Raw genomic sequence first — 12,057 nt, forward strand, 5'->3', positions numbered from 1 at the left:
TCCCGAACGATGCTCGCCTCAACAGCGCCCTTATAGAGTGGGCCCATGGCCCCGAACCCCCCGCACACCGCCCTCTGGCCCGCCCCGCACGCGAGCGGAGCCGTCGACGCGACGGTTCACGTGCCCGGGTCCAAGTCGGTCACCAACCGCGCCCTCGTCCTCGCCGCCCTCGCCTCCGAGCCTGGCTGGCTGCGCCGACCGCTGCGCTCCCGCGACACCCTGCTGATGGCCGCGGCCCTGCGCGCGATGGGGGTCGGTATCGAGGAAGGGGTCGGGCCGGACGGCTCCGGGGAGACCTGGCGCGTCATCCCCGCCGTACTGCACGGCCCGGCCACGGTCGACGTCGGCAATGCCGGCACCGTGATGCGCTTCCTGCCCCCGGTGGCCGCGCTCGCCGACGGCCCGGTCCGCTTCGACGGCGACCCGCGCTCGTACGAACGCCCCCTGAACGGCGTGATCGACGCCCTGCGCGCCCTCGGCGCCCGTATCGACGACGACGGCCGCGGCGCGCTGCCGCTCACCGTCCACGGCGGCGGCGCGCTGGACGGCGGACCGGTGTCGGTCGACGCGTCCTCGTCCTCCCAGTTCGTCAGCGCCCTGCTGCTGTCCGCCCCCCGCTTCAACCAGGGCGTCGAGGTCCGCCACACCGGTGCGACGCTGCCCTCCCTGCCGCACATCCGCATGACGGTCGACATGCTGCGCGCGGTCGGCGCCCAGGTGGACACCCCGGAGTCGGGTGGTGAGCCCAACGTCTGGCGGGTCACGCCGGGCGCCCTGCTCGGGCGTGACCTGACCGTCGAGCCGGACCTGTCGAACGCCCAGCCGTTCCTCGCCGCCGCCCTGGTGACCGGCGGCAAGGTCGTCATCCCGGACTGGCCGGCCCGCACGACCCAGCCCGGCGACCGCCTTCGTGAGATCTTCACCGAGATGGGCGGCTCCTGCGAACTGACCGAACGGGGCCTGGTCTTCACCGGCTCCGGTGCCGTCCACGGCATCGACGTGGACCTGAGCGAGGTCGGCGAGCTGACCCCGGGTATCGCTGCGGTCGCGGCCCTCGCGGACTCCCCGTCCACCCTGCGCGGCGTGGCCCATCTGCGGCTGCACGAGACGGACCGCCTGGCCGCGCTGACCAAGGAGATCAACGAACTGGGCGGTGACGTCACCGAGACCGCCGACGGTCTCCACATCCGCCCGCGCCCTCTGCACGGCGGGGTCTTCCACACCTACGACGACCACCGCATGGCCACCGCGGGCGCCGTCATCGGCCTCGCGGTCGAGGGCGTGCGGATCGAGAACGTGGCGACCACGGCCAAGACGCTGCCGGACTTCCCCGACCTGTGGACCGGGATGCTGGGGAACTGACGGGCGGACTGACGACCATGCGCCGCTACGGCAAGCACACCGACGAGGACGACATCCGCACGCGTCCCAACCGCAGGGGCAACCGGCCGCGTACGAGCATCCGGCCCAAGCACGAGGACGCGGCGGAGGGCATGGTCCTCACCGTCGACCGCGGGCGGCTGACCTGCCTGGTCGACGGCCGTACGGTCATGGCGATGAAGGCCCGTGAACTGGGCCGCAAGGCCGCGGTGGTCGGTGACCGTGTCGCCCTGGTCGGCGACCTGTCCGGCAAGAAGGACACTCTCGCGCGGATCGTCCGCATCGAGGAGCGCTCGTCGGTGCTGCGCCGCACCGCCGACGACGACGATCCCTACGAGCGCGTGGTCGTCGCCAACGCCGACCAGCTGGCCATCGTCACCGCCCTCGCGGACCCCGAGCCGCGCCCGCGCCTGATCGACCGCTGCCTGGTGGCGGCCTACGACGGCGGCCTGGACCCGCTGCTGGTGCTGACCAAGTCGGACCTCGCACCGCCCGAGAAGCTTCTGGAGCTGTATGGCGACCTGGACATCCCCTACGTCGTCACCAGCCGTGAGGAACTGGAGACCGGCGACGCCGCGGACCGGGTGCGCGAGCACCTCGACGGCAAGGCCACCGCGTTCGTCGGGCATTCGGGTGTGGGCAAGACGACCCTGGTCAACGCGCTGGTTCCGGAGGACAGGCGCCGCATGACCGGGCATGTCAACGCGGTCACGGGCCGCGGCCGGCACACCACGACCTCGGCGCTGGCGCTGCCGCTGCAGGAGGCGGACGGGTGGGTCATCGACACCCCGGGCGTACGGTCCTTCGGCCTGGCCCACATCGACCCGTCCCGCGTCATCCACGCCTTCCCGGACCTCGAGCCCGGCACCGAGGGCTGCCCACGGGCGTGCAGCCACGACGAGCCGGACTGCGCGCTCGACGCGTGGGTCGCCGAGGGCCACGCGGATCCGGCCCGGCTGTACTCCCTGCGCAGGCTGCTCGCCACGCGGGAACGCAGGGAAGGGGACTGACCTCGCCGGTGTTTGGGTGCCTCACACGCAGGTAAAGGCTTACACGCATCGAGATCCGACAGGACCTGAGCAGTCGGCGTGGGGACGTGGGAGGACGACACATGGCGTGGCTGCTGGTCATCGTGGCCGGACTTCTCGAGACCGGATTCGCCGTCTGCCTCAAGCTCTCCCACGGTTTCACCAGGCTCTGGCCGACCATCGCGTTCTGCTGTTTCGCACTGGGCAGCTTCGGCCTCCTCACGCTGTCCTTGAGGAAACTGGACGTGGGTCCGGCGTACGCGGTGTGGACGGGAATCGGGGCGGCGGGGACGGCGATCTACGGGATGGTGTTCCTGGGTGACCTCGTGTCCACGCTGAAGATCGTCTCGATCACGTTCGTGATCGTGGGCGTGATCGGCTTGCAGCTCTCGGGTTCGGCTCACTGAGACTGAGGGGGCACGCCGACCGAGGGGACACCCATCGTGAGGGGCGGGGCTCGGGGCGCACCGTCATCGAACCTGCCGCGGCAGAGCAGCCCGCAGCAGCTCCGCGACCCCACCCTCCCCCGGCGGAGCCGCCACACACGACAGCGACAACCTGACGGCCACCTCACAGGCACGGCCCAGCTCCGCGGCATCGCCGTTGCCCATGCCGGGCGCGACCGCCGCCGCCACGGCGCGATCACGGACCAGGCCCACAAGATCCGACGGTGAGGGCAGTGGCCCGTCGGCCCGCCGCTGTGCCGGTACGGCGGAGCCGGACGGCACTGCCGCGAGCGACGGCGACGGCAACGACTCGCTCCAGCATCCGGTGAGCATGGCGCGGACTAGGACGTTCTCGCGGGCAGCCGAGAGGGTCCACTCCGCGACGGACGTCAGCCGGTCGCCGACGTCCCCGTGCGCGGCGAGAGCCCTCTCGACACCGGCCAGGTACCCGTCCGCCACCCGGCGCACCAGGGCGCGGGCGAGCCCGTCCTTGCTGCCGAACTCGTTGTACAGCGTCTGGCGGGAGACACCGGCCGCCGCGGCCACGTCCACCATGCGCACGGCGGACCACGGACGGCGCAGGAGCGCCGTATAGGCGGCGTCCAGCAGGGATTCCCGCGCTGCAGGCATCATCGCCTCCCTCGGGACCAGCGGCTCTCACGCACAGAGTTGACGCGTGCACCGATAGTGTCAAGGGTTCTCGGCGGCATCGAAGGGCGCCTACCGGTCGTCGCACGCCGCGATCGCACGGCAGCGCGGAGCCGCCCGCGGAGGCGCCCCGGGAAGATCCCCCGTCCCGTGTGGCCGGTGCGGCGAAGGGGCAGATACGGTTCGGTCATGCCCGACTATCTCGATGACCTGCGGCTCGCCCATGTGCTCGCGGACGCGGCCGACGCCGCGACCACGGGCCGGTTCAAGGCCCTTGACCTCAAGGTCGAGACAAAACCGGACATGACACCGGTGAGTGAGGCCGACAAGGCCGCCGAGGAGCTCATCCGCGGCCAGCTCCAGCGCGCCCGGCCGCGCGACGCGGTCCTCGGCGAGGAGTACGGCGTCGAGGGCACGGGCCCGCGCCGCTGGGTGATCGACCCGATCGACGGCACCAAGAACTACGTGCGCGGCGTACCGGTGTGGGCCACGCTGATCTCGCTGATGGAGGCGGGCGAGGGGGGCTACCAGCCCGTCGTCGGTGTCGTCTCGGCGCCCGCGCTGGGCCGGCGTTGGTGGGCGGCGAAGGGGCACGGCGCGTTCACGGGGCGCAGCCTGTCCTCGGCGTCGCGGCTGCACGTCTCGCGCGTCTCGAGGCTGTCGGACGCGTCCTTCGCGTACTCCTCGCTGTCCGGCTGGGAGGAGCAGGGCCGACTGAACGGCTTCCTGGACCTGACGCGTGCGGTGTGGCGCACCCGCGGCTACGGCGACTTCTGGCCGTACATGATGGTCGCGGAGGGCTCGGTGGACATCTGCGCCGAGCCGGAGCTGTCGCTGTGGGACATGGCGGCGAACGCGATCATCGTGACCGAGGCCGGCGGCTCCTTCACGGGCCTCGACGGCCGCCCGGGCCCGCACAGCGGCAACGCGGCCGCCTCCAACGGGCTGCTCCACGACACCCTGCTCGACCATCTGAACGACCGGTACTAGCCCTACCGGTCCGTACGAGACACCAGGGGTGCACAGAGGTGCTTCTGTGCATCGCGAGCGCCCCTGAACTCACGTCGCGCGCCCTCTTGTTGACCGGCCCTTTGCCTGGGAACCTGGGCATCACCCACTTGTGAATTTGTGAAGCCTGGGGCGGGCGCTTCCGGCGGGCGACATCCTACGGTTCCGGAGCCCTGAGCCAGTGCGGTCGAGTGGGTTCGGTCCAGCGCACTCGTAGGAGGTGGCTCCGCCCCATGCTCGTCCGCGACGCCATGAGCACCGTGGTCCTCACCATCGGCCCCGCACACACTCTCCGCCAGGCAGCAGCCCTGATGTCAGCCCGCCGGGTCGGCGCGGCCGTGGTCCTCGACCCGGACGCCGGCGGCCCCGGCATCCTCACCGAGCGCGACATCCTCAACTCCGTCGGCCTGGGCCAGAGCCCGGACGTCGAACGGGCCCAGGCCCACACCACCATGGACGTCGTGTTCGCCGCTCCGTCCTGGACTCTCGAGGAGGCCGCGCGGGCCATGGCCCACGGCGGCTTCCGGCATCTGATCGTCCTGGACGACGACGAACCGGTCGGCGTCGTCTCGGTCCGCGACATCATCCGCTGCTGGGCCCCGGCGCGTCGACCGGCAGCGGTGAGCTGATGCACGACGGTGCCTGTACGGACAGGATCCGCACAGGCACCGCACCGGCTCAGCCGCGGAGCAGGCGCAGGGCTGCACCCACCACATTGGACGAAGTCCAAGACAAGTAAGCATCCAAAGTCACACCTGTTCGGAATCTGGTCCCCAGCTGTTAGGCTGGTGGGCATGAGTGACCTGTTGGAACGGCTGCGCGGACGTGGATGGCGGATGACCGCGCAGCGGCGTGTCGTGGCCGAGGTCCTCGACGGCGAGCACGTCCACCTGACGGCCGACGAGGTGCACGCGCGTGCCGTCGCCAAGCTGCCGGAGATCTCCCGGGCAACCGTCTACAACACGCTGGGCGAGCTGGTGTCCCTGGGCGAGGTGCTCGAGGTCGCCACGGACAAGCGCGCCAAGCGGTACGACCCGAACGCGCACCGTCCGCACCACCACCTGGTGTGTGCAAACTGCGGCACGATCCGCGACGTCCACCCGACGGGCAACCCGCTGACGGACCTCCCCGACTCGGAGCGCTTCGGCTTCACGGTGTCGGACGTAGAGGTGACGTACCGCGGCCTGTGCCCGAACTGCGCAGCGGCGGCCTAGCGGCGCTTCGCCGGCCGCCGCGTTCACCTCGCAAGGGGGCGTCACAGCGCCAGAAGGGGCGCGTCACGCATCAACAGAGCATCAATGCATAACAGACCGAGGCCGGAACCCGTTTGGGTTTCCGGCCTCGGTCCTTCAGTAGCGGGGACAGGATTTGAACCTGCGACCTCTGGGTTATGAGCCCAGCGAGCTACCGAGCTGCTCCACCCCGCGTCGGTGAACGCAACATTACGTCAACGACACGGACAGAGGCAAATCGCTTCAGCGGCCCCACGCTCCTGCGGTGCCCAGAGCCCCGCTCCGTCACGCCGACAGTTCCTCCCGCAGAGCGTCCCGCAGCCGCGCCGCCCGCTCCGCCACCTCCGCCGGCCCGAGCGACACCGCCCGGTCGGCCCACCGCTGCCCCTCCGCCAGCTCCCCCTGACGCGCGTAGACCAGAGCCAGCCGCAGCGCCGCCCGACCGTGCCCTGCATCGGCCGCCCGGGTCCACCACAGCGCGGCCTCCGGCTCGCTCCCCTCCCGCGCCAGCAGCAGCCCCAGATTGAACGCGCCGTTGCGCGACCCGCCCTCAGCCGCCTCCCGGTACCACCTCGCCGCCTCCACGACGTCCCCCCGCGCGGCGGCCAGCATCCCGACCCGTACCTGCGCCCGACGGTGCCCCTGCGAGGCCGCCCGCTCGTACCACTCCTCGCACTCGCTCTTCTCGTGCGACGGCTCCCCCAGCTCGTGCGCGGGCGCCGGGGGCCGCCGCGCGTCCAGGAGCATGGCCAGCCGGTACGCCGCCTCGGCGCTGCCGCCCCCCGCGGCGCAGCGCAGATGCCGTTCGGCCGTCCGCTCGTCACCCTGACGCAGTCGGGCGATCCCGACCTGGAGCGCCGCCTCGGTGTGCCCGGCGGCCGCCGCCCGCTCGTACCATCCGAGGGCCGTGTCGTCCTCGCCCCGCCCTGCGTAGAGGATGCCCAGGTTGAACGCGGCGTCCACGCTCCCCGCCTCCGCCGCCTTGGAGAACCACGGTTCCGCCCCCGTCGCGTCCCCGCCCTGCAGCAGCAGGATGGCGAGCGCGTTCGCCGCCTCCCGGTGCCCGGCGTACGCCGCGCGCCGGTACCACTGCTCGGCCTGCGCGGTCCGCCCCTGCTCGGCGCAGAGCAGAGCCAGGTTGTACGCGCCGTTGACGTCGCCCGCGTCCATCGCCGCCCGGTACCACCGCTCGGCGGTCTGCGTCTCTCCACGCTCGGCGTGCAGCGCGCCCAGCGCGTTCGCCGCGTTGCCGTCGCCCTCCTGGGCGGCTCTGAGCCACCACACCGCGGCGCTCTCGGTGTCCCCCGTGTCCCGCAGCAGGAAGCCGAGCGCGCAGGCGGCCCGCGCCTCGCCGTCCTTCGCGCTCGTCAGGTACCAGCGACCGGCCTCCTTCAGCTCGCCCCGCCTCTCCAGGATCGCCCCGAGGTGCAGCGCGGCGCGCCGGTGTCCGCGCGCGGCGGCCTGCCGGTACCACTGCTCGGCCTCCTCGAGCGCGGACGGCTCGACACCGTTGTCAGCGCCGGCCTTCCGCTCGGACAGCGCCCTGCGGTCGAGCGTTCTCGCCAACCGGTACGCGGCCTCACGGTGCCCGCGCTCCGCGGCGGCCCGCATCCACTGCTCGGCGCCGTCGTCACCGCGGTGCTCCAGGAGATCGGCGAGCGCGTAGGCGCCCAGCACATGCCCCTGCTCGGCCGCCTGGCGCAGCCAGTACTCGGCGGCCGGCTCGTCGCCGCGCTCACGGTGGTGCCGTCCGAGCGCGTGCGCGGCGGCGGCGGACCCTGCGACGGCGGCGATGCGCCACCAGCCGGCCGCCTCCTCCGCGTATCCGCGCTGGTGCAGAAGGACACCCAGGTTGTTGGCGGCGGCGCGGTCACCCGCGGCCGTGGCGGCGCGCAGCTGGGGCTCGGCTCCGTCGAGATCGCCTCGGCGCAGCAGCATGGCGCCGAGGACGCTCATCGCCTGGACGTCTCCGGCCTCGGCAGCGAGCCGCTGCCGTGCCTCCTCGGCCGCCTCACCGGCCTCGTCCCGCTCGACAGCCTGCTCGACAGCCTGGTCGGACGGGTCGACGGAGGAATCGGCCGAGTGATCGGCAAACTGGTGGGCGAGTCGGTGGGCGGACATGTCGGCGGACTGCTCGGCCGGCCGGTCCACGAGCCGGTCGGCGGACCGCACAAATCGGCCCGTCCCGAACAGAGTTGCCTTGTCCCCCATAACGTCCATCGTCGCACCACCTGCAACCTGGGTACACCTGGTATACCGCAGCCAGTGAGGTCACTTCAGCGTTTTGTCGACATGCCCACAGAGAGACAAGTCAAACACAGAAGTGGCCAACTGCCCCCACAAGCAGCCGCATTTCAGGCAAGTCACCTGGTCACGCCGTACGCCCCCTCGTGTCGCACACACGCCGAGGGCCCGGATCCACGATCAGGATCCGGGCCCTCGACTTCAGTAGCGGGGACAGGATTTGAACCTGCGACCTCTGGGTTATGAGCCCAGCGAGCTACCGAGCTGCTCCACCCCGCGCCGTTGTTGGTTCACCGTATCACGGCGCGGGAGTGGTCCTGGTTCAGCCCCCGCCGGAAGCGCTCGGCGAACTGCTGGCCGAACCGCTCGGACTGCCGCTCGGTGAACTGCCCGGTGAGCTGCTCGGAGTGGCGGAGGGACTGCTGCCGCTCGCGCCACCGCTGCCACCGCCACTGGTCTTCCCGGCCTTTGTCTGGGCCTCCTCGGCCTGCTTCAGCGCGTCCTGCAGGTCCTTCTGCGCCCGCCCGTACGCCTCCCAGTCGCCCTTCTTGAGGGCTTCCTGGCCGGCGTCGAAGGCCTTCTGGGCGTCCTGGAGCGCCTGTTGGACGGTCGGGTTGCCGGGTGTCGGCGGGTTGCCGGTCCCGGTCTCCGGCGGCGGGGTGGAACCCTGGACGCCGAAGACCTTGTTGAGCGCCTCGTCGAGCGTGTCCTCGAACGCGGTGTTGCCGCCGTAGGTCACCAACACCTTGCGCAGCAGCGGATACTTGAGCCCGCCGCCGCGGACGTAGACGGGTTCCACGTACAGCAGTCCTCCGTCGATCGGCACGGTGAGCAGGTTGCCGTACTCGATGTCGGAGTCGCCGCCCTTCAGCAGCCTGATCGACTCGGCGATGCTCTGCTCGGAGTTGAACTGGCTCTGGACCTGCTTCGGCCCGTCGACCGTTCTGCTCGTCGGCAGCTTCAGAATCCTGATCTTGCCGTAGTCGGGGGTACCCGCCTCGGAGTCGACCGCCATGAAGGCGCTCAGGTTGTCACGGCCGTTCGGTGTGAAGGTCGTCGTCAGGGAGAACGCCTGCGCCTGCTGGTCGGGCATCTTCATGCTCAGGTAGTACGGCGGCACCGCGTTGCCCGTCTTGTTCGTCGGGTCGTCGGGCACCTGCCAGACCTCGCTGCCGCTGAGGAACGTCTGCGCGTCCTTGACGTGGTAGCGGGTCAGCAGCTCGCGCTGGACCTTGAACAGGTCCTGCGGGTAGCGCAGATGGGACATGAGCGACGGCGAGATGTCGCCACGCGGCTCCACGGTGCCCGGGAACGCCTTCATCCAGGTCTTCAGGACCGGGTCCTCGGTGTCCCACTGGTAGAGCTTGACCTCGCCCGTGTACGCGTCGACGGTCGCCTTCACCGAGTTGCGGATGTAGTTGACCTGGTTCTGCTGGGCCATCACCGCGCGCTGGGTGTTGCCCGCGGTCAGCGAGTCGGCCGTGGTGTCGCCCAGCGTCGTACGGGAGGAGTACGGATAGCCGTTCGACGTCGTGTAGGCGTCGACGATCCACTGGATGCGGCCGTCGACGACGGCCGGGTAGGCGTCGCCGTCGATGGTCAGCCACGGCGCGACCGCCTCGACGCGTTCCTTGGGCGTGCGGTTGTACAGGATCCGCGAGCCGTCGCCTATGGCGCCGGAGTAGAGGATCTGCGGCTCGCTGAACGCCACCGCGTACGCGGCCCGGTTGATCGGGTTGGAGAGGCTGACCCCGCTCTTGCCCCGGTAGCTGGTGGTCTTCTCGCCGTTGTCGTCGGAGTAGTCGATCTCCTTCTGGGGGCCGCCGACGATCGAGTACGTGGTGGTCTTCTCGCCGTAGTAGATCCGCTGTTCGTACGTCCCGAGGTCACCGGTCGACGGCAGGTCGGACTCGGTGAAGACGGGCTGGCCGTTGGCGTCGGCGGTGGTGCCCTTGGCCGCGACCACGCCGTAGCCGTGGGTGTAGCGGAAGTGGTCGTTGATCCAGTTGTTCTTCGGAATGCCGTTCAGGTTCAGCTCGCGCAGACCGATGACCGTGTCCTGGTCCTTGCCGTCCTTCGTGTACCGGTCGACGTCCAGGTTGGTCGGGAACGCGTAGTAGTTCTTCATCTGCTGGAGCTGCTGGAACGTCGGCGAGACGATGTTCGGGTCCAGCAGGCGGATGCTCGCGGTGGCGTCCGCGTCTGCGCGCAGCGCGCTCTTGTCCTTGCTGCTGCTCGTCCCCGGGTACTCGCTGACCTGGGCGTCGTCGATGCCGTAGGCCTCGCGGGTCGCCTTCAGGTTCTTGTCGACGTACGGCGCCTCCTTGGCCTGCTCGTTCGGCTGGACCTGGAACTTCTGGACGATCGCCGGGTACAGCCCGCCGATGAGGATCGCCGAGAGCACCATCAGGCCGAAACCGATCACGGGCAGCTGCCAGGTGCGCCGCCACAGAGTGGCGAAGAACAGCAGCGCGCAGATGACCGCGATGCAGAACAGGATCGTCTTGGCCGGCAGGTAGGCGTTCGCGTCGACGTACCGCAGACCCGTCCAGTTGCCGGTCGCCTTGAAGTCGCTGGACTTGACCGCGAGTCCGTACCGGTCGAGCCAGTAGGCGACCGCCTTCAGGGCGACGAAGACACCGAGCAGCACGGACAGGTGCCCGGTGGCGGCGGCGGTGGCGCGCGCTCCCGGGGAGGTGATCCGCAGCCCGCCGTACAGGTAGTGGGTGAGCGCGGCGGCGATCAGGGACAGGACCGTCGCGGCGAAGCCGAAGCCGAGCAGGAAGCGGTACCAGGGCAGGTCGAAGGCATAGAAGGAGACGTCCAGGTGGAACTGGGGGTCCTTCTGGTGGAACGGCACGCCGTTCACCCACATCAGCCAGGTCCGCCACTGGCTCGACGCCGACGCGCCCGCGACCAGGCCCACCAGGGCGGTGATCCCGAGCAGCAGCCACGTCTTGTAGGGCGCGATCCCCATCCGGTACCGGTCGAGGCTCTGCTGCTCCATGGACATGGCGCTCAGCGGCGGACGCAGCCGGTGCGCGAGCCAGATGTTCACGCCGACCGCTGCCGCCATCAGCAGACCGAAGACGAAGAAGAGCCCGATCTTGGTCCACAGGGTGGTGGTGAAGACCGACGAGTACTTCACCGACCGGTACCAGAGCCAGTCCGTCCAGAAACCGGCGAACATGACGAACGCCATACCGAGGACGGCGAGGACCCCGAGCGTCATGAGCAGGGTCCGGGCCCGCCCGGACGGGCGGCCCACTCTGATCCGTGGCCCCGTCGGGCCTCCGCCGCGGTCGGGCATCTGGAAAGCCAAGGTGCGCACCTCGAAGTTCGCTGTTGATCCGAGTTGATCCGTCAGGCCCCCGTGAACGCGGACCATGGATGAGGCTCCACGATCGCGGAGCCTCACCTATGCAACTTACTGGCGCTTTACTCGGTTCCCGCTTCCGGGTGGGAACGAGGCAGGATTGTGACCATGTCCAACACTCCCATGGCAGCGAACCCGCTCACCCGGGCCGTGCTCGAGATCGACGAGTACGCCTCCGGCCTCGGCTGGGACCAGCCCGCTCGCCTCTTCGCCCTCGTCGACACCGCGCGCCTGCGGACCGAGGAGCCCGCGCTCGCGACCCAGCTCGGCCTTCAGGACGAGCCCGAGGCCGCGGGTCTCACCCCGATCGAGCAGGACGAGATCCCCGCCGACCGGCCGCTGGACGAGTTCCTCGGCACCATCGCCTGGCCCGACGCGGTGGTCGGCTGTGCGCTCACGGTGGAGCGGCTGATGCTGCCGCCGTCCGCGGAGTCCCAGGTCCCCCAGGGACTGAGCGAGAAGAAGCTGGCCGCGTGGGTCGCCGAGCACCCGGAGCGCCAGGAGGTGCGGATGACGGTGGCGGTGCTGCGGGACGGCGCGCGGGAGTCGGCGCTGCGGCTGCGCGAGAAGGACTCGCCGACGGAGGTGCTGACCGGCCCGGACCTCGTGCCGGGCCTTGCGGAGGCACTGGCGGCGACGTTCGAGGACTGAGCGCTCCGCGTACGCGCGAGTGGGGGCGCCCGGAGGCTTACGGG

10 protein-coding genes and 2 tRNA genes are annotated in these 12,057 nt (G+C 70.7%); 7 read left to right on the forward strand and 5 right to left on the reverse strand.

The annotated features are described in order from the left end of the window. The first annotated feature begins 45 nt into the window (after nt 1-45). The 3 genes from aroA to C3488_RS11785 all read left to right on the forward strand — a co-directional run bounded on the left by aroA (nt 46) and on the right by C3488_RS11785 (nt 2,815). Nucleotides 46-1,362: a 3-phosphoshikimate 1-carboxyvinyltransferase gene (gene aroA, locus C3488_RS11775; protein WP_103839321.1), complete on the forward strand. Its 1,317-nt coding sequence runs from the start codon at nt 46-48 to the stop codon at nt 1,360-1,362. A 17-nt stretch (nt 1,363-1,379) separates the two neighbouring features. Beyond that, a complete protein-coding gene (gene rsgA / locus C3488_RS11780; RefSeq protein WP_103839355.1) occupies nt 1,380-2,390 on the forward strand; it encodes a ribosome small subunit-dependent GTPase A in 1,011 nt (336 codons plus the stop codon). A 101-nt stretch (nt 2,391-2,491) separates the two neighbouring features. After that, entirely contained in the window at nt 2,492-2,815 is a 324-nt protein-coding gene (locus C3488_RS11785) for a multidrug efflux SMR transporter (RefSeq protein WP_103839322.1), read from the forward strand. 63 nt (nt 2,816-2,878) lie between these two features. On the opposite strand, the gene C3488_RS11790 is transcribed toward C3488_RS11785, so the two are convergent. After that, on the reverse strand, nt 2,879-3,487 hold the full coding sequence (locus tag C3488_RS11790; RefSeq protein WP_103839323.1) for a TetR/AcrR family transcriptional regulator: 609 nt from the start codon (nt 3,485-3,487) through the stop codon (nt 2,879-2,881). 204 nt (nt 3,488-3,691) lie between these two features. On the opposite strand from C3488_RS11790, the gene hisN reads away from it, so the two are divergent. From hisN to C3488_RS11805, 3 genes are all read left to right on the forward strand, one after another. Beyond that, the gene (hisN, locus tag C3488_RS11795) at nt 3,692-4,492 is read left to right on the forward strand and encodes a histidinol-phosphatase (RefSeq protein ID WP_103839324.1); all 801 of its coding nucleotides are present in this window, start codon (nt 3,692-3,694) and stop codon (nt 4,490-4,492) included. Nucleotides 4,493-4,743: 251 nt separating this feature from the next. Next, entirely contained in the window at nt 4,744-5,139 is a 396-nt protein-coding gene (locus C3488_RS11800) for a cyclic nucleotide-binding/CBS domain-containing protein (protein WP_103839325.1), read from the forward strand. Nucleotides 5,140-5,304: 165 nt separating this feature from the next. Next, nucleotides 5,305-5,724 (forward strand): Fur family transcriptional regulator, encoded by a 420-nt coding sequence (locus tag C3488_RS11805; RefSeq protein WP_103839326.1) that lies wholly within the window; start codon nt 5,305-5,307, stop codon nt 5,722-5,724. Between the two features lie 139 nt (nt 5,725-5,863). On the opposite strand, the gene C3488_RS11810 is transcribed toward C3488_RS11805, so the two are convergent. The 4 genes from C3488_RS11810 to C3488_RS11825 form a co-directional block, all read right to left on the reverse strand. Continuing rightward, nucleotides 5,864-5,937 (reverse strand) — tRNA-Met (locus C3488_RS11810). Between the two features lie 90 nt (nt 5,938-6,027). Next, nucleotides 6,028-7,962: a tetratricopeptide repeat protein gene (locus C3488_RS11815; RefSeq protein ID WP_103839327.1), complete on the reverse strand. Its 1,935-nt coding sequence runs from the start codon at nt 7,960-7,962 to the stop codon at nt 6,028-6,030. A 229-nt stretch (nt 7,963-8,191) separates the two neighbouring features. Beyond that, nucleotides 8,192-8,265: transfer RNA gene (locus tag C3488_RS11820), tRNA-Met, on the reverse strand. A 43-nt stretch (nt 8,266-8,308) separates the two neighbouring features. Continuing rightward, nucleotides 8,309-11,296 (reverse strand): UPF0182 family protein, encoded by a 2,988-nt coding sequence (locus C3488_RS11825; RefSeq protein WP_103839356.1) that lies wholly within the window; start codon nt 11,294-11,296, stop codon nt 8,309-8,311. Nucleotides 11,297-11,470: 174 nt separating this feature from the next. On the opposite strand from C3488_RS11825, the gene C3488_RS11830 reads away from it, so the two are divergent. After that, nucleotides 11,471-12,013 (forward strand): PPA1309 family protein, encoded by a 543-nt coding sequence (locus tag C3488_RS11830; RefSeq protein ID WP_258053375.1) that lies wholly within the window; start codon nt 11,471-11,473, stop codon nt 12,011-12,013. Nucleotides 12,014-12,057: the final 44 nt, after the last annotated feature.

Source organism: Streptomyces sp. Ru72, from assembly GCF_002920635.1.
GTDB lineage: Bacteria > Actinomycetota > Actinomycetes > Streptomycetales > Streptomycetaceae > Streptomyces.